This is a genomic window from Micromonospora reichwaldensis, assembly GCF_031845925.1.
In the GTDB taxonomy this organism is placed as follows: Bacteria; Actinomycetota; Actinomycetes; order Mycobacteriales; family Micromonosporaceae; genus Micromonospora; species Micromonospora reichwaldensis.
This window is the reverse complement of sequence record NZ_JAVRFL010000002.1, coordinates 154,525-174,791: the sequence shown is the minus strand read 5'-3', so window position 1 is coordinate 174,791 and position 20,267 is coordinate 154,525. Positions and strand designations below refer to the sequence as shown.

Genomic DNA, 20,267 nt, shown 5'->3' with positions numbered 1-20,267 from the left:
CCCGGACGGCAGCGGCGACCCGCCCGGCGTCGACCCGGCGAGCGCCGCCGCCACCGGTCCCCGGCCGCCGGGCGTCGGGCGTCGGGCGTCGGGCGCCGGGCGTCGGGCGCCGGGCGTCGGGCGCCGGGCGCCGGCCGCCGGGCGTCGGGCGCCGGTCCCCGGCCGCCGGCCGCCGGGCGCCGAGCGCCGAGCGCCGGGCGCCGGGCGCCGGGCGCCGAGGTCAGGCCACCTCGGCGAGCAGGCCGTCGACGAGGTCGCGCGGCAGCCCGTGGGTGTCGTGCAGATCGCGGTAGTCCGCCTCGGTCAGCGGTCCCCGGGACCGCCGCCTGGAGACCACCGGCCGCCCGCGCCGCAGCAACTCCCGGAACCGCCGTTCCTCGCCGGAGAACACGTCCCGCACCTCGTCCACGCCGACGGACTGTCGGAACCCGTCGAGGGTGTGCCGCACCGGCCCGGTCGGCAGGTCGGACAGGGTCCTGGACGGGTCGTCGCGCCACAGCGTGGTGAGCGTCCGGCGCAACAGCCGGCGCAGCACGTAGCCGCGGCCGGTGTTCGAGGGCCGTACGCCGTCGCCGACCACCGCCACGCCCGTACGCAGGTGGTCGCCGACCACGCGCAGCGACCCGTCGCGCAGGCCCCACACGTCGGACACGCCGCGCACCCACGGCACGAGGCCCTCGCCCTCGTGGACCGAACGGTGCCCGCGCAGCACCATCTCCAGCCGTTCGAGGCCCATCCCGGTGTCCACGTTGGGCTGGCGCAGCGGCGTCAGTCGACCGTCGGGGTGCCGGTGGTAGCGCATCCCCACGTGGTTCCAGACCTCCATCCACCGCTCGTCGGTGCCGGGGGTGCCGTGGGGCGGGCCGTCACCGGTCCAGAGGAAGATCTCGGTGTCGGGACCGCACGGCCCGGTCGGGCCGTTGGACCACCAGTTCTCCTCCCCCGTCAGCTCCACGGGCACACCCAGCTCACCCCACGTGAGCAGCGAGGGCTCGTCCGGGCCGACCCGGTCGTCGCCGCCGAAGACCGTCACGTGCATCCGGTCGTGCGGCACGCCGAAGCCGTCGCGCAGCAGCTCGTAGCCCCACCGCAGGCTGCGCGGCAGGTCGTAGTCGCCGAGCGACCAGGAGCCCAGCATCCGGAACAGGGTCAGGTGGGTGGAGTCACCCACCTCGTCCAGGTCGGTGGTGCGCAGGCAGCGCTGCACGTTCACCAGCCGCCGACCCAGCGAATGGGGCCGACCCTCCAGGTAAGGGGTCAGGGGGTGCATCCCGGAGGTGGTGAAGAGCACCGGGTCGCCCGGCGGCGGGATCAGGGAGCCGTCGGGCACGAGTTCGTGGCCGCGCTCGCGGAAGAAGTCGAGGAAGGTGCGGCTGATCGGGTCGTACGTCATGGCGGTGGCCTTTCCGGGTGGGACGACCGGAAAGGGTCCGCCGCCGGGGACCGGCGGGCCGACGGGAACGAGAAAGCCGGCGGACCGTTTCCGGTCGCCGGCGGGTGATGGTGAGGTCAGGCGGCGACGACCGACGAGCGCGAAGCTCGCGCGGCCGCGGCGGCGAAGGGGTGCCTGATCTCCATACCCCGACTGTACGGGGACACCGCGCCGCCGCCCAGCGCGTTTCGCGGCGGGCGGCGGCGTCGGGGGCGGGTCAGACGCCGGACGTGGCGAGCGCCGGCGCGGGGCGGTCGTCGACCCGGCGGGGCGCCTTCCGGTTCGGCAGCGACAGCCGGACGACCTTCCTCCACGCGGAGAAGACCTGCCGGGGCAGCGAGCCGGTGGTGTACTTCAGCCCGTAGCGGTCGAACAGGGCCCGCACCTCGGGGGCGATCTCCTGGTAGCGGTTGCTGGGCAGGTCCGGGAAGAGGTGGTGCTCGATCTGGAACGACAGGTTGCCGGTCATGATGTGCATCAGCCGGCTGCCGCTGATGTTGGCCGAGCCGAGCATCTGCCGCAGGTACCACTCGCCGCGGGTCTCGCCCTCGATCGAGCGCCGGGAGAAGGTCTCCACGCCCTCCGGGAAGTGCCCGCACATGATCACCGAGTGGCTCCACAGGTTGCGCAGGAGGTTGGCGGTGAAGGTGGCGGCCAGCGTGTGCAGGAACGAGGGCCCCGACAGCAGCGGGTGCACCACGTAGTCCTTGAGCACCTGCCGGCGGATCTTGCGGCCCACCGCCCGGGCCCGGGCCCGGAACTCCGGCTTCTTGTGCCGGCCCTTGCGCAGGTTGCGCCCCAGCTCCAGGTCGTACGCGGCGATGCCGTACTCGAAGAAGCAGGCGTTGATGAAGTTCCACAGCGGCTGACCCAGGTGGAACGGGTGCCACCGCTGGTCCTCGTCGACGCGCATGATGCCGTAGCCGAGGTCGTTGTCCTTGCCGAGGACGTTCGTGTACGTGTGGTGCAGCTCGTTGTGCGAGTGCTTCCACTGGTCGGCGGGCGAGACGTGGTCCCACTCCCAGGTGGTGGAGTGGATCTTCGGGTCGCGCATCCAGTCCCACTGGCCGTGCAGGACGTTGTGGCCGACCTCCATGTTCTCCAGGATCTTGGCCACGGTCAGGCCGGCCGTGCCCACGATCCAGGCGGGCGGGAAGAGGGAGAACAGCAGCACGACCCGGCTGCCCAGTTCCAGCTTGCGCTGCGTCGAGATGACCCGGCGGATGTACGCGGCGTCCCGCTCGCCCCGGTCGGCGACCACCCGGGCGCGGATCGCGTCGAGTTCCCTGCCGATGGTCTCGATGTCCTCGGCGGTGAGGTGGGCGATCGGGTTGACGGTCTTGTTCTGGATCACGGTCACGTCAGGTACTCCGGTCAGTGGTCGATGTCGCAGGGGCCGGCCGCCGCCGACACGCAGGTCTGGATGCGGACGCCGTCGCCGGGCACCGCCGTGGTCAGTTCCCCGTTGCGCAGGTCCCGAACCGCGCCCTGGCGCAGCGGCAGGACGCAGCCGAAGCAGATGCCCATCCGGCAGCCCGAGGGCATCAGCACCCCGGCGTTCTCGCCGGCGTCGAGCAGCGGGGTGGCGCCGTCGGCGTCGACGGTGACGCCCGAGCGGGCGAAGGTGACGGTGCCGCCCTCGCCGGGCGAGATGACGGTCGGCCGGAACCGCTCGGTGTGCAGCCGGTCGCCGCGCCCTCCGGCCGTCCAGTGCTCCTCCAGGGCGTCGAGCAGGCCGAGCGGCCCGCAGGCCCAGGTCTCCCGGTCGAGGTGGTCGGGCACGAGGCGGTCGAGGTCGGCCACGGTGAGCAGCCCGTCGGTGTCGGTGTGCCGCTCCACCAGCCGGATCGCGCCCCGCGCGGCGAGGTCCCGCAGCTCCGCGCCGAAGATCACGTCGGCGGGGGTGGGCGCCGAGTGCACCACGACGACGTCGGCGTCGCCCAGCACGTCGGCGCGCAGCATCCCCATCACGGGGGTGACGCCGCTGCCCGCGGTCACGAAGAGCACCCGGGCCGGCGGCCGGCCCGGCAGCACGAAGTCGCCCTGGGCCTGGTCGAGCTGGACCAGCGTCCCGGGCCGGGTGCGCCGGACGAGATGGTTGCTGACGACCCCGTCGGGGATGGCCTTCACGGTGACCGAGATCGGCCCGCCCCGGCGGGCGGGGGGCGAGGTGACCGAGTAGGCCCGCCACTGGCGTACGCCGTCGACGTCGACGCCGAGGCGGACGTACTGCCCGGGGGTGTGCCCGCGCCAGTCGCGGCCGGGGCGGATCACCAGCGTCGCCGCGTCGGCGGTCTCGGGGCGTACGGCGAGGATCCGGCCGCGCAGGTCGGCGCCGGAGCGCAGCGGGGCGACCAGGTCGAGGTAGTCGTCGGGCAGCAGCGGGGTGGTGACCGACGCGGCCAGCCGAAGGATCCGGCCCCGCAGGGCCGCCTTCCCGGAGGGGTTCGGGACGGTGGTGGTCATGATTCGATGGTCGCCGGCAGAATGGCATAAAATCTTGACCTACGAAGGTGAACCGGACAAGGCTTTTTGTGCGGAGGGAACAAACGTGTCCGAACGCTCGGAGGCCACCCGGCGCGCGGCCCGCCTCGAGTTGGACGTCCGGGTGGCTGGCGCGCTGCACGACCGGCTGCCCCTGCTCGCCGAGCGCACGGTGACCGCCATCACCGCCGAGGTGCCCAGCTACTCCGGCGCCCTGACCGGTCAGATGCGCGAGAAGATCGAGACCGCGGTGCAGATCGCGCTCGGCACGTTCCTCCAGCTCATCGGCCGTTCCCAGGGCGGCGACCCGAGCACCCCGCTGGTCGGCGCGCTGGAGGCCGCGTACGCCCTCGGCAGCGGCGAGGCACGCTCCGGCCGGAGCGTGGACGCACTGCTCGCCGCGTACCGCGTCGGCGCCCGGGTGTCCTGGCGGGAGATGTCCACCACCACCGTGCAGGGCGGATCGTCCGCCGCCACCGTCGCCGAGTTCGCCGAGCTGATGTTCGCGTACATCGACGAGCTCTCCGCCGCCAGCGTGGCCGGGCACGCCGACGAGCTGGCCAGCGCCGGGCGGGCCCGGCGACGCAACCTGGAGCGGCTCACCCAGCGGCTGCTCGCCGGGGAGCCCGAGGAGGCGCTGCTGCGCAGCGCCGAGCGGGCCGACTGGCCGGCGCCGCAGACCCTCACCGTCGTCCTGCTGCCCCGGGCCAACCTCCGCGCGGCGCTCGCCCGGCTGCACCCGCACACCCTGGAGAGCGGCGACGACCTTCCGGCGGGCGGGGCGGGCGAGGACCTGGCGGTGCTGCTGGTGCCCGACACGCACGGTGACCGGCGGCGGCAGCTCGCCCGGGTGCTGCACGGCCGCCGCGCCCTGCTCGGCCCCGCCCGGCCCTGGGCCCTGGTCGCCTCCTCCTACCAGCGGGCGGTCCGGGCCCTGTCGCTCGGCCTGCGCCCGGCCGACGACGGGCCGGCGCTGGACACCGAGGAGCACCTGGCCGAGCTGGTGCTGAGCACCGACCCGGAAGGGCTCGCCGACCTGCGCGCCCGGGTCCTGGCGCCGCTCGCGTCGCTGCCGCCGGGCACCGCCGACCGGCTCGCCGAGACCCTGCGCTCCTGGCTGCTGCACCAGGGCCGGCGCGACGACGTGGCCGCCGACCTCTTCGTGCACGCGCAGACCGTCCGCTACCGGATGGGCAAGCTCCGCGAGCTGTACGGCGAGCGCCTGACCGACCCGGCGACCGTCCTCGACCTCACCCTCGCCCTGGCCTTCCCACCCCGAACCGAGGCCGACGACCCAGCCCTCTGACCGGACCGGCCGATCCCGTGCGTGGCCGACCGGTGACGCTCAGGTCAGATACCGGACAAACGCGTGCCAGCCGCACATCCGCGGTGCCACCCTGATCCTCCCCGCCCGCGACCACCCGCCCGGCCGCCGACTCCGCCGAAGGCCGCCCGGGTGACCGCTCGGCGGGGTGGACGGGGCCGCCTCCGGTACCGCGACGCCTTCCGCCAGGAGGCCGCCGGAGGGCCCCGGCGAGCGGGAGGACGGGCATGGCGTCGCACACGGGGGACGAGCCCGGGGCCGACCGGTCCGCCCCGGCCAGCGGGCCGACCCGCTCCGGCGGCACCGGTCGGCTCCGCGACGCGCTCCGGACGACCCCGGCGCTGATCGTGCTCAGCGGCGCCGTGCTGGTCGCCGCGCTGGCCGCCACCGCCGCCGTCGCCGTGCAGTCCCGCACGTCGGCCACCACGCTGGGCGAGCGGTCCGCAGCGACCGCCGTGGGCACCAGCACGACCGCCCGGCAGATCTACCAGGGCCTCGCGGACGCGGACGTCGCGGCCAGCGCCGTCTTCCTGCTGCCGCCGGCCGAGGAGCGGCGGGCCCCGCTGGTGGCCGCCTACGACGCGTCCGTCCACGAGGTGGAGCGCACGCTGACCGACTCGATGGGCAACGCCGTCGGCGACCCGGACCGCCTCACCCGGCTGGCGACCATCGCCGCCCGGTTGAAGGTCTACCGCGACGTCGTGTGCGCCGCCCTGCGGGTCGCCGGTCCGCTCTCCGCGGCGGCCACGGGCAACCGGCAGCCCTGCCCGGCGGCCGGGGCGGCGGAGCAGGCCGGGACGGGCAGCCCGGCGGCCCGCGCGGTGCTCGCCTCCGCCTACGCGCGGGAGGCGTCGCACTACATGTCCACCGAGCTGCTCACCGCGGCCCAGGGCCTGTGGAACTACGACACCAGGCTGCTGCTCGACGCCCGCGCCGACGCCCGCCCCTGGCTGGCCGCGTCCGTGCTGGTGCCGCTGGGCGCCCTCGCCGCGCTGGTGGTGGTGCAGGTGTGGCTGCGCCGGCGGACCCGGCGCCGGCTGAACGCGGGCCTGCTGCTGGCCTCGGTGGCCACCACGGCCGTGCTGGCCATGCTGGTCTCCTCGTGGTGGCACTGGCCGGACGCCGACCGGGGGTTCCCGGAACTGGAACGGGCGATCGACGCGCAGAGCGCCACCCAGCAGCGGCTCGGCGCCCTGCTGGCCGGCCGGGCCGACGTCTACCTGGGGCTCGGCGCGAGCGTCGACCCGGCCGGGCACAAGGCGGACTTCGACAGCCGGGACCTCTGCTCCGGGCCCGCCGGGGGGCGGGAAGCACCGAAGGACCGGATCGACTGCACCGCGCTGGAGCAGGACGTCTGGCCGGCCCGGCAGATCAAGACGCCCGACGCGTTCCGCGACGCGGTCGACACCGTGCTCGCCGAGGGATCGGCGGGCCGGGCGTTCGTCGCGGCGGAGGACCACCTGCTGACCGAACTGACCACCCGCAACGAGGAGGTCACCCGGATGGTCGCCGAGCTGCCCGAGGCACGCCGCCACCTGGGCGGCGCCGCCGCCTGGGTCACCCTGCTCGCCGCCGCCGGTGTGGTGGCCGGGCTGCGCCAGCGCCATCTGGAGTACCAGTGACCACACCCCGGCGGACCCCGACGCGGCCCCGGCGCCGGGTCGCATCGCTCGCGCTCCTGGCGGCGCTGGCCGGGTGCACCGCGCCGGCGACACCCGCGCCCGCGCCCCCCGCGCGGCCACCGGGGGTGGCCACGACGCCGACCACCGACGCGACCGGCGGGGTCTGCCCGGTGCGTCGCAGCCTCCCGCCCGACCCGACGCCCCCGCGCCGGATCCTCGACAGGGGCGAACTGGTCGCCGGCGTGGACCCGTCCGACGCCACCATGAGCCACTGGGACGCCAGCAGCCAGCGGTTCGAGGGCTTCAACATCGAGCTGATGCTGGCCGTGGCCCGCGCCCTCTGGCCGGCCGACGACCCGCGCAACCGGCTCACCTTCAAGGCCGTGCCGCCCGGCCAGGGCGCCTTCGCCATGCTCGACAAGGGGGAGATCGACGTCGTCGCCACGTCGCTGACCGCGTCCTGCGAGCGGGCCCGGCGGGTGCTGTTCTCCAACGACTACCTCGACTCCGGCCAGACGGTGCTGGTCCGCAGGAACGCCGACGGCACGCCCGAGTTCGCGGGCATGGAACAGCTCGGCGGCCGGCGGGTCTGCGCCGCCACGGACACCACCTCGCTGGCGATGATCGCCGGCTACCGCACCGCTGGCGGCCTGCGGCCGGTCCCGGTGCACGCCCCGCACCCGGTCGACTGCCTGGTCATGCTGCGTCAGGGACAGGTCGACGGGGTCAGCACCGACGACAACATCCTGCTGGGCTTCGCCCGGATGGCCCCGGACACGACGTTGGTGACCGAGGCGCCCCGGCCGGAGAGGCGGTCCTGCGACCACCACCGGGACGAGAACTGCACCTGGTTCACCGACGAGCCGCACGCCTTCGCGTTCCGCCTGACCGACGGTCGGGAGCTGGTCGCGTTCGTCAACCACGTGCTGGCGCAGCCGCGTACGGCGGTGGTGTGGCAGCAGGCCCACGACCGGTGGCTCGCCGGCCACCGGGACCGGGGCATGCCGTCGCCCGGGCCGGTCACCACCGGGTGGCCGCCCCCCGACCCCTCGCCGGCCGCCCCCCGGCCGGCCGACTGATGGGCGGTGGGCGGATGGCCGTGCGGGAACGCCTCGACGCCACCCTGGCCGCGCACGCCTGGGTCTGCGAGCACCTGCTCGACGTGCAGCAGCTGGTCACGGACGCCTTCCGGCAGCCCGACGGCCCGGCCGTCGCGCCCGCACAGGAGGCCCGGGACCTGCTGCACCGGCTCGGCTGCCTGTCGCTGGCCCTCGACCGGCTGGTGGACGACCTCGACGGGATCGACCGGTCGACGGACGCGGGCGAGGAGGCCCTGGCCCGGCTGCTGACCGGCCCGTGCGAGGTCCGGTTCACCGCCGCCACCGGCGAGCCGGTGCAGGTGCAGGCGATGGATGTCCAGGAGATCCTGGTCGCGGCCCGCGAGCACGTGGCCCGGATCCGCCGGATCGTCGACGCGTACGGCCGGGACCGGCTGGCGGTCCGGGCGCAGCGGCTGCGCTCCTCCGTCGAGCGGCTCCGGCAGCTCGCGACGGAGGCCGCCGGCGAGGGGCTGGGCGACGGGACGGATCCCCTGGCGGCGCTCGCGCTCGACGGGCTGCTGGACCGGCTCACCGCCGCCGAGGCGGCGGGCCGTGGCCAGTGGTGGCGGGGGGACGTCCAGCCGGAACGCGACGACGGCTCGCTGCGGGCCGCCGTCGACCGCGCGGTCGAGCGGACCGACACCGCGCGGCGCCGGCTGCGCCGGGGCTGCCACGTGGAGCTGACCGGCCGGCTGGAGGCGTACCGGCAGAAGGCCGCCGACGAGGGCCGGGCCGAGCACCCGCGGGTCGAGCTGGCCTACCGGGAGGCGCTGGCCGCGCTGCGCCCCGACGCCTTCACCGTGACCGCCGCGAGCCGCGCGGTGCGGGCCTACCAGCAGGCCGTGAACGGGGGTACGCGATGACGGCGAGCCGCGGCTGCGCGGAACGCAACTGCCCCGGCACCGTCGACCAGGACGGGTTCTGCCGGCTGTGGGGGCACGAGTGCGTCGGGGCCGGCGTCGGGCTCAGCGCCCCCGGCCGGCCGGTACCGGCTGCGGAGGTCGGCCCACGGCCGCTGCGCACGACGTCCCGGCCCTGGGAGCGACCGGCCGTGCTGCCGACCGCCCGGCCGCACGACCCCCTGACGGCGGTGGTGTCGCAGGCGGTCGTGCCCGAGCACTCCCGCTACTGCGGCAACACGAGGTGTCCCCGCCACCGCGGTCCCCGGCTGCCCCGGGTCGCCGGCTTCTGCCCCGACTGCGGCACCCGGTACTCCTTCACCCCGCCCCTGGCCGACGGCGACCTGCGCGCCGGGCGGTACCGGATCGAGGGCTGCCTCGGCAACGGCGGCGTCGGCTGGGTGTTCCTCGCCCGGGACGAGGACATGGACGGCGCCTGGCGGGTGCTGAAGGGGCAGCGCAACCCGGAGGACCGGGAGGCCATCGCGGCGTTCGTCGCCGAGCGGCAGGCGCTGATCGCGCTGAACCACCCGAGGATCGTCACCATCACCCACGCGCTGCGGCCCGAGTCCGACCGGGACGCCGGTTACCTGGTGATGGAGTACGTCAACGGCGGCACCCTGGAGGAGGCCCGCAGCGCGGCCGGCCCGGGCGGCGGGTCCACCGCCGTGGACGTGGCGCAGGCGCTGGGATACGCCGTGCAGATCCTCGACGCCTTCGAGTACCTGCACGACCAGGGTTGGCTCTACTGCGACCTGAAGCCCGAGAACGTGATGCGCGTCGGCGGCCAGGGCACCAACGACCCGATCAAGCTGGTCGACTTCGGCGCGGCCCGCCGCATCGACAACACGGTGAGCCCGGCGTGGGGCACCGCGGGCTACACCGCGCCGGAGGTGGAGCGGCTGGGGCCCGCCGGTCCGAGCGTGCGGTCGGACCTCTACACCGTCGGCCGGACCCTCGCCGCGCTGACCCTGATGCCCCGGTCCACCGAGGTGACCCGGATCCCGCCGGGGCAGGACGTGCTGCGGCTGCCCGTGCCCGCGCGGCTCGACCCGTTCCTGCGGCTGCTCGCCCGGGCCACCGCCGCCGCACCGGAGGACCGGTTCGCCGCCGCGGCCGAGATGCGCGAACAGGTCCGGGGCGTACGGCGGCAGGTCAGCTCGGCGACCGACGGTGTGCCCCGGCCGACCCGGTCCACGCTGTTCAGCCCGTCCGCGTGCGCCTTCGCCCTGCACACCGACCGCGACGCCCTGGACGTCGTGGAGATCATGCTCGGCCTGCCCGTACCCCTGGTCGACGGCGCCGACCCGGCCGCCGGGTTCCTCGCCTCGCTCGGCGCCGCCGACCCGGCCGAGCTCATCGAGCTGTTGCGGACCGCCCCGGAGCAGACCGCGCAGGTGACCTACCGCGCCGTCCGGGCCCACCTCGCCACCGGGCGGGTGGACGAGGCCGGTCCGCTGCTCGCCGACTTCCCCGAGGAGTCGCGGGACTGGGCGCTGTGGTGGCACCGCGCCCTGGTGGCCCTGGTGGGGCGGGACGCCGCCACCGCCCGGCGCTGGTTCGCGCAGGTCTACGGCTGGCTGCCCGGCGAGGTGTCCACGCGGCTCGCGTACGCGGTGGCCTGCGAACTCGACGGTGACCCGCGTACGGCGGCCGACCACTACCGGGGGGTGTGGGACGCCGACCCGGGCGTGGTGGGCGCGGCGTTCGGGCTGGCCCGCTGCCTGCTGGAGACGGCGGACGCGCGCAGCGCGGCGGACGCCCTGCTGCGGGTGCCGGAGTCCTCCCGCGCCTCGACGGCGGCGGTGACCTGTGCGGTGCGCATCCTGCTCGACGCGCCGGACGACGGGCACCGGCTCGACACGGCGCTCGACGCCGCCGCGATCGTCGACAAGCTGCCCCCGTTCGGCGAACGCGAGGAGGTGGAGGCGCACATCCTGCGGATCGCGCTGGACTGCGACCTGACCGAGGAGCACCACGGCGGCCGGCGGCTGTTCGGTCACCGGCTCGACGAGGACGCCCTCCGCCGCGCCTTCGAGCGCCGCTGCCGCTCCCGCGCCCGGCGCACCGCCGACCGGCGCGAGCGGATCGCGCTCGTCGAGCTGGCCAACGCGTACCGGCCGGTGACGTGGTGGTGAGCCCGGCCGCCGGCCCCGACGGAAAGAGGTCACCCGTGTCCCCCGCCAACGATCTGCCGCTGCGGCTGCGCGCGCACCACACCGAGTGCGTCTCCGCCGACGGGGCGGTCCTCGACGTGGTCGCCACCGTCCGGGGCGAGGAACCCGTCGACGCCGACGTCCGGCACGACGACCTCGCGGAGGTGATCCTGCTCGACTCCTCAGGCTCGATGGGCGCGCCCCAGGCCAAGATGCGCGCCGCCTGGCGGGCCACCGCCGCGGCCATCGACGCCCTGCCCGACGGGGTCGCGTTCGCGGTGGTGGCCGGCACCGCCCACGCCACGATGGTCTACCCGGTCGACCGGCGGCTGGCGGTCGCCGACGAGACCACCCGGGCCGCCGCCCGCAAGGCGTTGCGGCACGTGACGCCGCACGGCGGCACCGCCATCGGCACGTGGCTGCTGCTGGCCCGCCAGCTGCTGGCCACGCGGCCGGACGCGATCGGGCACGTCATCCTGCTCACCGACGGGCGCAACGAGTCCCAGCTCCCCGCCGACCTGCGGGCGGCGGTGGACGACTGCGTGGGCCGGTTCACCGTCGACTGCCGCGCCATCGGCTCCGCGGACGGCGTGCACGACTGGGACGCGGCGGAACTGCTCGGCATCGCGGAGGCGTTGGGCGCCAACCCCGTCGTGCCGGTCGAGGACCTCAACGGGCTCGCCGACGACTTCCGGGCCGTGCTGACCCGCGCGATGTCCCGGCGGGTCCCCGACGTCCGGCTCCGGGTGCGTACCACCGGGCTGGCGCGGGTCCGCTTCGTCAAGCAGGTGCACCCGGCGCTGGCCGACCTGAGCGGGCGCGGCGAGCCGGCCGGCGAGCTGGGCACCGACTACCCGGTCGGCGCGTGGAGCCCGCACGACCAGCGGGACTACCACGTCGCCCTGGAGGTCGACGCGATGGCGCCCGGGGCGAGCCGGCGCATCGGCTGGTTGAGCGTCCACGCGGGTGCGGCCACCACGCCGGTCGAGGTGCCGCTCGACGTGGAGTGGACCGAGGACGCCCTGCGGTACTCGGAGATCAACGAGAGCGTCGCGTACTACACCCGCCAGCAGGACTACGCGGCGGCGGTCCAGCGCGGGCTGGCCGCCGCCCGGGCGGGCCGGGTCGTCGAGGCGGAGGAGCAGCTCGGGCGCGCGGTGGCGCTCGCCCATGCCACGGGCCGCGACGACGACGTCGCCCTGCTCGCCCGCGTCGTGGACGTCCTGGACGCCGCCGACGGCCGGGTCCGCCTCAAGCCCGACGTCGACGCCCGCCTCACGCAGTCCTCCCTGGTCGTGGCCCACCACACGTCCCGGTGGGGACCGCAGGAGCCGCCGGCCCAGCGGGTCGCGCCGGCCGGACCACCCGCGCCGTGGCGGCACTGCCGCGAGGAGCAGACCGGCGCGTACTGCCAGGGATGCGGCACCCACCACCTGTCGGCGGACCGGCCCGCCGGGCGGTCCTGACCGGCGATGGACCTGGACGTCTCGGACAAGGTCGCCAGCGTCGTCGGCGGCACGGTGACGCTCGCCACCGCGCTCGTCACCGTGACCGTCGCCGTCCGCCGCCATTCCCGGGGCCGGCGCGGCTGGTGGGCCGCGCTGCGCCCGGTCTGGCGCGGCGAGGCCGACGCCGGCATCGTCCACCCGCACCGCTTCGGCGGCTACGTCAAGCCGCTGTCCGAGGTGTACGTGCCGCGCCGCGCGGTGCCACGGCTCGCCCCGTCCGGCGATGGCGACGGCGATGGCGTCGACGTGGCGGACCTGCTCACCGGCGCCGGCAACGTGCTGCTGATCGGGGAGCCGGGCAGCGGCAAGACGGCACTCGTGCGCTACGAGAGCGCCCGCTCGGCGCGCCGGTGGCTCGCCGGGCGCGGGCGGCGACGGCGCTGCCCGCCCGGGCCGGTGCTGGTGAGCCTGCCGGCCGCCGCCCTGGTGCACCAGCCGCTGTCCGTGGCGCTCGCCGAGGCGTACCCGCGCGACGGCGCCCCGCTCGACGTCGAGCAGGCCCCCGCCCCCGGCCGGCGGTGGCTGGTCTGCGTCGACGCGCTCGACGCCGTGACCGACCCGGACGAGCGGGCCGTCGTCCTGAACCGCCTCGCGGAGCTGGCCCGCTCCCCCCGCCCGGCCGGCCCGCCGAGGCCCTGGCGGGTCCTGGTGACCACGCGGCACCTGGCGGAGGACGAGCTGGCCGTGCTGGGCGACGGCTATCCGGCGTACCACCTGGCGCACTTCACCGACGCGGACGTGGCGCTGCTGGCGGCCCACTGGTTCCCCGACGGCGCCACGGCCCGCAGGTTCCTGGACTGGACCCACGCCCAGCGCATCACCGGGCCGGTGCACAACCCGCTCACCGCCACCGTCGCGGTGCTGGTCTGGGAGAGCGGGCAGGCGGAGGCGGCCACGCCGGCGGGCCCGGCCGCCCTGCTCGACGAGTTCGTCCGCGCCCTGCTGCGCGGCGGCCGGACCAGCGTCGACGCCGCCTGCGCGGCGCTGCGGCGCCGCCCGCCCGACGGCGAGGCGGTCGCCGCCTGGCTGGACACCCGGCACACCGACCTCGTCGAGGTGGCGGCGACCGCCGCCGTCGCCGGCGGCGACCCGGTGGCGGCGGTCGTCGACTGGTCGGCGGCCCACGCCCCGGCTCCCCCGGCGACGGTGCTGCCAGACTGGCCCGCGCGCGTACGGCAGATCCTGCTCGCCACCGACCTCTTCCGGGCCGACCGTCACGCCCTGGCCTCGGTCTGGCCCAGCCTGGTGGAGTACCTGGCGGCCGGGCCGCTCGCCCGCGACTGGCGGCCGGACGAGTGGGTGACGCTGATGAACACGGGCTCGGCGCGGTTCGTCGCGTTGCAGGCGATCAGCCGGGCCGCCGTCACACCGGCCTTCCTGCGCGCCCGGCTGACCGAGCCGGTCGGGGCGATCGCCGCCGGTCACCTGCTCGCTGGCCGGGGCACGGCCGCCGCCGGCGCGCCGGCGTTCCGGGCGGACGTGCTGGCGGCGCTACTCACCCACTGGTCCGACGGCGCGGACGGTCCCGGCGGCCGGGACGCCGCCCGGGAGTGCTTCTCGCTGTTGACGACGCTGGCGGCGGACCGGGCCGACCGGGACCTGCTGCACGAGATCGCCACCGATCCACGACGACCGGGTGAGGTCCGGCGGGCCGCGGCGCTCTTCTTCGCCCTGCGCACCCGCAACGCCCACCGCTCCCGGCCGGTGCGATGACCGACGGAGCGGTGGGCGTCGCGGGTGTTCGCCTACGCCGCCCGCTGCGGGCCGACGACGGACCAGCACAGGCCGGCGGGATCGCGCAGCGTCACCTGGCGCGACGGATCCGCCGGCGTCTCCACGCGGGCACCGGCGGCCACCGCCCGCCGCAGCACCGACTCGGGGTCGGTCCGCTCGATGGTCAGCACGTCGTCGCGGCTCTCCACCGCCGACGGCGCGCCCGCCTCGTACCACTCGCTGACGGTCAGGCGGTGGCCGCCGACGGCCAGTTCCGCGTGCAGGACGTGCCCGTCGAGCAGACACTCCCGTACGATCGCGACGGCGTCGAAGACATCCGTGTAGAAGGCGATGGCCTCGTTCGTGTCGCTGACCGTCAGGTGGGGACCCGGCCGGTGGTTCTGTGCCCTCATGTGACTGGTGCCGCCCTTCCCCTACTCGGCGATCCGGGTCCGACCGGTCCAGCGGAAGACCACCGGAAGGTCGACCGCCAGCGGGGTGGCGCCCCGTTCGAAGTGCTCGTACCCGCCGTAGTGCAGGACCTTGATCTTCTCCTCCGCCCGCGCCACCTGACGGCTGCGCAGGTCGGCGGGCAGATCGACCGGACCACCCTCCAGGACGACGTCGATGACGCCGACCGCGTCCCGGGTGACCGGATCAGCTTGCGAAACGTCCTTCATGGCACGACCTCCGTCGCATTCCGCACACCTCGGACGAGCCGCCGCACGGCGGACGCGTCCACACAGGCCTGACGACACCCGTTGCCGGGTGAACGGACGCTTCACGGCCGAACGTCCTTGTCCGGTTCCGGCCGCCCGTTCCGCTCCGAACGTAATCCAGATCACATTCGCCGGACACCCTTAGGCCACCCCTAGGAACGGCCCTGGGCAGCGACGACGTCCCCCGCATCGGCCGCGCGGGTGCGCAGGATCACTCCCAGCGGAAGAACCGGGTGGCCGCCACGGAACCGACCACGGCCGTCACCGCCAGGGCGATCAACTGCGGCAGCTCCGGGTTGGCACCCGCCCACGCCGCACCGAGCGTGTCCACCGTGGCACCCAGCGGCGAGTAGTCGGCGATGGCGGCCAGCGCGCTCGGCATCCGGTCGCGCGGCAGCCAGGCGCCGGCCAGGAAGAGCAGCGGGAAGAACAGCGCCGGGCCGATCGACTGCGCCGCCCGGGCGGACGGGGCCAGCGCCGCGATGAGCAGGCCGACGGCGAAGAGACACGCCACCCCGAGCAGGAAGGCCAGCACGAACCCGGGAACGTTGGCCGGCGCCGGCTGGTCCAGCAGGAACCGGACGGCGATCGCGGTGACCACCGCGCCGAGCACGCCCATCACCAGGTTGACCACCACCTGCGCCACCAGCAGGAGCGCGGGCTGCACCGGGGTGGTCGCCAGGCGGCGCAGCACCCGGCGTTCCCGGTAGATGCCGAGCGCCATCGGCAGGGTGAAGAGCGCGAGCATGCCGATGGTGAGGGCAAGCGCCAGGGACGGCAGGAAGGTCTGCTCGGCGTGCTGCCCGGTGTCGGCGGCCGTGCCGGCGCGCTGCGGCAACCCGAAGACGAGCATCAGGCCGATCGGCAGGGCGAAGACGAAGAACAACGACACCGGTTCCCGCAGGAACAGCTTCGTCTCGACGGCGATCAGCTTGGACAGGGCGCTCACGACGACCTCCCGTCGGTCGGGGACTGCGCGGCGGTCCGGCCCGAGCGGCCGGTGAGGGAGACGAACGCGTCGTCGAGGGTGGGTTGCTCGACCCGCAGCGCGTCGTAGCGGATCCCGCGCCCGTTGAGCACGGACAGGACCGACTGGAGCACGTCCTTCGTGCCGGTCACCGTCACCTCGTCGCGGTAACGGGACACCCCCGTCACGTCGGGCGCCGCGAGCAGCAGGGCGTCCTCGACCGGCTCGGCGGGACGGAAGTGCACCCGGTGCTCGCTGCCGACCCGGGTGAGCAGGCCGGCGGGGCTGTCGATGGCCACCACCCGCCCCTTGTCGATGATGGCGAGCCGGTCGCAGAGGCGTTGCGCCTCCTCCATGAAGTGGGTGACCAGCACGACGGTGACACCCCGGTCGCGGATCCGCTCGACCAGGTCCCAGGTGTCCCGGCGGCCCTGCGGGTCGAGGCCGGTGGTCAGCTCGTCGAGGATGGCGACCTCCGGCCTGCCGACCAGTGCCAGGGCCACCGACAACCGCTGCTTCTGCCCGCCGGAGAGCTTCTGGAAGTAGGTGTTGCGCTGCTCGGCCAGGCCGAGGTCGGTCAGCAGCTCGTCGATGTCGGCCCGGTTGCGGTAGAAGGACCGGTACAGGTCCAGCGCCTCCCACACCCGTACCTTGTCCGGCAGTTGGCTCTCCTGGAGCTGGGCGCCGACGCGCTGCCGCACCTCCGTGCGGTCGCGGACCGGGTCGAGCCCGAGCACCCGGATGGTGCCGCCGTCGGGACGACGCAACCCCTGCACGCACTCGACCGTGGTGGTCTTGCCGGCCCCGTTCGGGCCGAGCACGCCGAAGATCTCGCCCTGTTCCACGGTGAAGGAGACGTCGTCGACCGCGATCTTCTCGCCGTACCGTTTCTGCAGATGATCGACTTCGATGACCGGCATTGGGGGTGGTCCTCCTTCACGTGCGGGTTGCCGTCGAGAAGGGCGGGACCCCTCGGCTGATCGCGGCGTCGGCTTGCGGGAACGGGCCGGCCGGCCGGCACCAGGCCGACCGACGCCCGACATCATCCGGCCAACCGATGTGCCGATCAACTGATCAGCTGACAAATCGGGGGTATCGAACCGGGAACCGGCCCGGGACAGGGGTGCCGACCGCGAACGCGGCGCGGGGGCAGGGGTGTCGACCGGTCACCTCAGGTGTCCGTCCACGGGGCGCCACCTTCGCCCGCTTCCCGCTCGAGGGCCGGTCACCGGCGGGCCGGGCAGAACGGCAGCAGCTCGTCGAGCCGGGTCAGGACGACGTCCGGGCCGGCGGCGCGCAGGGTCTCCTCGTCGGACTCGCCCCACAGCGCGGCCACCGCCAGCACCCCGGCCGCCCGCGCGCTGGCCAGGTCGCTGGGGGCGTCGCCGACCATCAGCGCCTCCCCCGGGTGGGCCCCCAGCAGGCGCAGCGCCCGCCGCACGATGTCCGGAGCGGGCTTCGGCCGGGGCACCTCGTCCGAGCCCACCACGTGGTCGACCAGTGGCAGCAGGTCGAGCCGGCCGAGCAGGTCGCGGGCGCGGACCCCGCTGCGGCCGGTGGCCACGGCCAGCCCGATGCCCCGCCGGCGCAGGGTGTGGAGCAGCTCCGGCACCCCGTCGACGGGCGTGACCCGGTGCGCGAGGCGGTTGCTCTCCCGCACGAACGGCCCGGCCAGCGTCGCCGGCAGGCCCATCAGCTCCAGCACCTCCGGCAGGTACCGGCCCGGGTGGCGGCAGTACTCCTCGACCGGGGCGACGCCCTCGCCGACCACCTCGGCGTACGCGAGGGCGAACGCCTCCCTGGCCACGGCGAGGCTGTCGACCAGCACCCCGTCGAGGTCGAGCACCACGGCCCGAACGCCGCCCGGTACCGCCGTCCACGCCGTCGCGTCCGCGACCACCGACGTCACCTCCCGCCGTCCGACCCGGCGCGCCGCCCGGTAGGGGTGGCAGACCGGGGTGCCCCCCGACTACGGTCAGGACCGTCGTTCCGGGCCCGCCGGCGCGGCGCACCGCGCCCACCTGGATCCGCCGGCGCCCCACCGACCCTACCGGCGTCCCGGGTGCCCGTCGTCCGGCCGCCGCGGCACGCCCGGCCGGACCGGCCCGGGCCCGAGCCGCTGGAGAGGGGTCGCACCATGCCGCTGCTGAGCTGGCTCGCGGGAGGCACCGACGAGCGTCCGGACGCCATCCGCGTCGACGACCGCGCGGTGTCCTGGGTGGAGCTGCGCCGCCTGGCCGCGGCGGTGGCCGACGAGTTGCGCGGCGTCGACCGGGTCGCCATCGAGGCCACCGCGACCCTGGAGACGGTGGTCGGGGTGGTCGGCGCCCTCACGGCCGGGGCGGCGGTCGTGCCGGTCCCGCCGGACGCCGGGCCGATGGAACGCGACCACATCCTGCGCGACTCACGCGCGACGGCGCTGCTGGTCCCGGCCGGCGCGGAGCGCACCGCCGAGGACACGGGCCGGGCCGTCGTGCCCGTCGACCTGGGCCGGCGCTCGGACACCGTCCACCCCGAGCCGGACCCGGCCAGCACCGCGGTGATCCTCTACACCAGCGGCACCACCGGCGCACCGAAAGGCGCCGTGATCTCCCGCCGTGCCGTCGCCGCCTGCCTGGACGGGCTGGCCGACGCCTGGGCGTGGACGCCGGACGACCTGCTGGTGCACGGCCTGCCGCTGTTCCACGTGCACGGGCTGGTGCTCGGCGTGCTCGGGCCGCTGCGGCTGGGTGGCCGGCTGCACCACGTGGGCCGGCCGCGACCCGAACGGTACGCCGCCGCCAAGGGCTCGATGTACTTCGGCGTGCCGACCGTGTGGTCCCGGATCGCCGCCGACCCGGACGCGGCCCGGGCGCTGCGTCCGGCGCGACTGCTCGTCTCGGGCAGCGCGGCGCTGCCGGCGGCGGTCTTCGCGGACCTCGCCACCCTCACCGGGCACCGGCCCGTCGAGCGGTACGGGATGACCGAGACCCTGATCACGGTGAGCGCCCGGGCGGACGGTCCGCGCCGGCCGGGGACCGTCGGGCTGCCGCTGCCCGGGGTGCGTACGCGGCTGGTCGACGAGAACGGCGCCACGCTCCCCGCCGACGGGGCGGCGATGGGCGAGCTCCAGGTCGACGGCCCCACCCTGTTCGACGGCTACCTGAACCGTCCGGACGCCGACGCGGCGAGCCGCACCCCGGACGGCTGGTTCCGCACCGGGGACGTCGCCACCGTCGACCCGGACGGCTGGCACCGGATCGTCGGGCGGGCGTCCACCGACCTGATCAAGAGCGGTGGCTACCGGATCGGCGCCGGCGAGGTGGAGGACGCCCTGCTGGCGCACCCGGGGGTCCGCGAGGCCGCCGTGGTGGGCACCCCGCACCCCGACCTCGGCCAGCAGGTCACCGCGTACGTGGTGGGCGACGGGGTGGACGGGGCCGAACTGATCGACTTCGTGGCCCGGCACCTGTCGGCGCACAAGCGGCCACGCGAGGTGCGCCTGGTCGACGCGCTGCCCCGCAACGCCCTCGGCAAGGTGCAGAAGACCAGGCTGACGGCGGACTAGGGCCGGACGGCCGGGATGCTGATCGCGGTGGCGACCAGTCCCCGCTCGACCAGGAACCTGCCGGCGAAGGCCGTCACCGGGATCCCGCCGAGGACCGGGCCGGGCACCAGCAGCCGGGCCTCGAACGTGCCGGCCGGATCGATCACGATGTCCGCCTCCGAGAAGTCCAGCCACCGGCCGGTGAGCGGGAACCACGCCTTGTACACCGCCTCCTTCGCGCTGAACAGCAGGCGGTCCCAGCAGACGGCGGGGCGGGCCGCGCCCAGCGTGGCGGTGCGCGCCCGCTCGGCCGGCAGGGCGATCGCGTCGAGCACCCCGTCGGGCAGCGGCGCGTGCGGCTCGGCGTCCACGCCGAGGGTGGCCAACGCGGTCGTACGGCCGAGGACCGCCGCCCGGTAGCCGTCGCAGTGCGTCATGCTGCCGACCACGCCGGACGGCCAGACCGGGGCGCCGCGGGCGCCGGAGACGATCGGCACCGGCGCGAGGCCCAGCTCGCCGAGGGCCGTGCGGGCGCAGTGCCGCACGGTGGTGAACTCCCGGCGACGCTTCTCCACCGACCGGGCCACCAGCGCCTCTTCCTCGGGGAACAGGGTCAGGCCGGCGGGGTCCGTGAAGGCCTCGGCCACCGCCACGGCGGTGGGCAGGATCTGCTCGATCACGTCCGCCGATGCTAGGCGCTGCGGCAACGCGCGTTGCGCCGGCACCGACGGTACGGTGCACCATAGGGGTCGGGTACGGGTGCCGGGCCGCGCGGGCGGCTGCCAGTCTGGGGGCGGGCCCCGGTTCCATGGGCGGG

The 20,267-nt window shown here is 75.6% G+C and carries 17 protein-coding genes; 8 read left to right on the top strand and 9 right to left on the bottom strand.

Annotated features, from left to right (window positions below; genetic code table 11):
- Positions 1-220 precede the first annotated feature (220 nt).
- From RM555_RS02015 to RM555_RS02005, 3 genes are all read right to left on the bottom strand, one after another.
- A complete protein-coding gene (locus RM555_RS02015) occupies positions 221-1,393 on the bottom strand; it encodes an alanine--tRNA ligase-related protein (protein WP_311410149.1) in 1,173 nt (390 codons plus the stop codon).
- A gap of 256 nt (positions 1,394-1,649) precedes the next feature.
- Entirely contained in the window at positions 1,650-2,792 is a 1,143-nt protein-coding gene (locus RM555_RS02010; RefSeq protein WP_311410148.1) for a fatty acid desaturase family protein, read from the bottom strand.
- A 14-nt stretch (positions 2,793-2,806) separates the two neighbouring features.
- The gene (locus tag RM555_RS02005) at positions 2,807-3,898 is read right to left on the bottom strand and encodes a ferredoxin reductase (protein ID WP_311410147.1); all 1,092 of its coding nucleotides are present in this window, start codon (positions 3,896-3,898) and stop codon (positions 2,807-2,809) included.
- Between the two features lie 85 nt (positions 3,899-3,983).
- Here RM555_RS02005 and RM555_RS02000 point away from each other — a divergent pair, with 85 nt between their 5' ends.
- From RM555_RS02000 to RM555_RS01970, 7 genes are all read left to right on the top strand, one after another.
- On the top strand, positions 3,984-5,222 hold the full coding sequence (locus tag RM555_RS02000; protein ID WP_311410146.1) for a PucR family transcriptional regulator: 1,239 nt from the start codon (positions 3,984-3,986) through the stop codon (positions 5,220-5,222).
- Between the two features lie 245 nt (positions 5,223-5,467).
- On the top strand, positions 5,468-6,862 hold the full coding sequence (locus RM555_RS01995; RefSeq protein ID WP_311410145.1) for a hypothetical protein: 1,395 nt from the start codon (positions 5,468-5,470) through the stop codon (positions 6,860-6,862).
- On the top strand, positions 6,859-7,941 hold the full coding sequence (locus RM555_RS01990; RefSeq protein WP_311410144.1) for a transporter substrate-binding domain-containing protein: 1,083 nt from the start codon (positions 6,859-6,861) through the stop codon (positions 7,939-7,941). The genes RM555_RS01995 and RM555_RS01990 overlap by 4 nt, the downstream gene beginning before the upstream one ends.
- 14 nt (positions 7,942-7,955) lie before the next feature.
- Positions 7,956-8,825 (top strand): hypothetical protein, encoded by an 870-nt coding sequence (locus tag RM555_RS01985; RefSeq protein ID WP_311410143.1) that lies wholly within the window; start codon positions 7,956-7,958, stop codon positions 8,823-8,825.
- Positions 8,822-10,999, top strand: a complete 2,178-nt coding sequence (locus RM555_RS01980) for a serine/threonine-protein kinase (RefSeq protein ID WP_311410142.1) — start codon at positions 8,822-8,824, stop codon at positions 10,997-10,999. The genes RM555_RS01985 and RM555_RS01980 overlap by 4 nt, the downstream gene beginning before the upstream one ends.
- 35 nt (positions 11,000-11,034) lie before the next feature.
- Positions 11,035-12,483, top strand: coding sequence for a VWA domain-containing protein (locus RM555_RS01975; RefSeq protein ID WP_311410141.1), 1,449 nt, complete (start codon positions 11,035-11,037; stop codon positions 12,481-12,483).
- A 6-nt stretch (positions 12,484-12,489) separates the two neighbouring features.
- Positions 12,490-14,238 (top strand): hypothetical protein, encoded by a 1,749-nt coding sequence (locus tag RM555_RS01970; RefSeq protein WP_311410140.1) that lies wholly within the window; start codon positions 12,490-12,492, stop codon positions 14,236-14,238.
- A gap of 32 nt (positions 14,239-14,270) precedes the next feature.
- On the opposite strand, the gene RM555_RS01965 is transcribed toward RM555_RS01970, so the two are convergent.
- The 5 genes from RM555_RS01965 to RM555_RS01945 all read right to left on the bottom strand — a co-directional run bounded on the left by RM555_RS01965 (position 14,271) and on the right by RM555_RS01945 (position 17,824).
- Entirely contained in the window at positions 14,271-14,651 is a 381-nt protein-coding gene (locus tag RM555_RS01965) for a VOC family protein (protein WP_311410139.1), read from the bottom strand.
- Between the two features lie 21 nt (positions 14,652-14,672).
- A complete protein-coding gene (locus RM555_RS01960; RefSeq protein WP_311410138.1) occupies positions 14,673-14,918 on the bottom strand; it encodes a DUF5988 family protein in 246 nt (81 codons plus the stop codon).
- Between the two features lie 250 nt (positions 14,919-15,168).
- Complete coding sequence (locus tag RM555_RS01955; RefSeq protein WP_311410137.1) at positions 15,169-15,906, bottom strand: ABC transporter permease; 738 nt, start codon at positions 15,904-15,906, stop codon at positions 15,169-15,171.
- On the bottom strand, positions 15,903-16,844 hold the full coding sequence (locus RM555_RS01950) for an ABC transporter ATP-binding protein (RefSeq protein WP_311410136.1): 942 nt from the start codon (positions 16,842-16,844) through the stop codon (positions 15,903-15,905). Before RM555_RS01950 ends, RM555_RS01955 begins: the two co-directional genes overlap by 4 nt.
- Positions 16,845-17,149: 305 nt before the next feature.
- Entirely contained in the window at positions 17,150-17,824 is a 675-nt protein-coding gene (locus tag RM555_RS01945; protein WP_311410135.1) for an HAD-IA family hydrolase, read from the bottom strand.
- A gap of 237 nt (positions 17,825-18,061) precedes the next feature.
- On the opposite strand from RM555_RS01945, the gene RM555_RS01940 reads away from it, so the two are divergent.
- Entirely contained in the window at positions 18,062-19,471 is a 1,410-nt protein-coding gene (locus RM555_RS01940; protein ID WP_311410134.1) for an acyl-CoA synthetase, read from the top strand.
- Here the strand turns inward: RM555_RS01940 and RM555_RS01935 are convergent.
- Positions 19,468-20,130, bottom strand: a complete 663-nt coding sequence (locus tag RM555_RS01935; RefSeq protein WP_311410133.1) for a 4'-phosphopantetheinyl transferase family protein — start codon at positions 20,128-20,130, stop codon at positions 19,468-19,470. The two genes, RM555_RS01940 and RM555_RS01935, sit on opposite strands and share 4 nt — an antisense overlap.
- Between the last annotated feature and the right edge of the window lie 137 nt (positions 20,131-20,267).

Coding starts and splice junctions, on each gene's coding strand:
- RM555_RS02015 (WP_311410149.1), bottom strand. CDS start 1,393: ATGACGTACGACCCGATCAGCCGCACCTTCCTCGACTTCTTCCGCGAG.
- RM555_RS02005 (WP_311410147.1), bottom strand. CDS start 3,898: ATGACCACCACCGTCCCGAACCCCTCCGGGAAGGCGGCCCTGCGGGGC.
- RM555_RS01995 (WP_311410145.1), top strand. CDS start 5,468: ATGGCGTCGCACACGGGGGACGAGCCCGGGGCCGACCGGTCCGCCCCG.
- RM555_RS01985 (WP_311410143.1), top strand. CDS start 7,956: ATGGCCGTGCGGGAACGCCTCGACGCCACCCTGGCCGCGCACGCCTGG.
- RM555_RS01980 (WP_311410142.1), top strand. CDS start 8,822: ATGACGGCGAGCCGCGGCTGCGCGGAACGCAACTGCCCCGGCACCGTC.
- RM555_RS01970 (WP_311410140.1), top strand. CDS start 12,490: ATGGACCTGGACGTCTCGGACAAGGTCGCCAGCGTCGTCGGCGGCACG.
- RM555_RS01965 (WP_311410139.1), bottom strand. CDS start 14,651: ATGAGGGCACAGAACCACCGGCCGGGTCCCCACCTGACGGTCAGCGAC.
- RM555_RS01960 (WP_311410138.1), bottom strand. CDS start 14,918: ATGAAGGACGTTTCGCAAGCTGATCCGGTCACCCGGGACGCGGTCGGC.
- RM555_RS01950 (WP_311410136.1), bottom strand. CDS start 16,844: ATGCCGGTCATCGAAGTCGATCATCTGCAGAAACGGTACGGCGAGAAG.
- RM555_RS01940 (WP_311410134.1), top strand. CDS start 18,062: ATGCCGCTGCTGAGCTGGCTCGCGGGAGGCACCGACGAGCGTCCGGAC.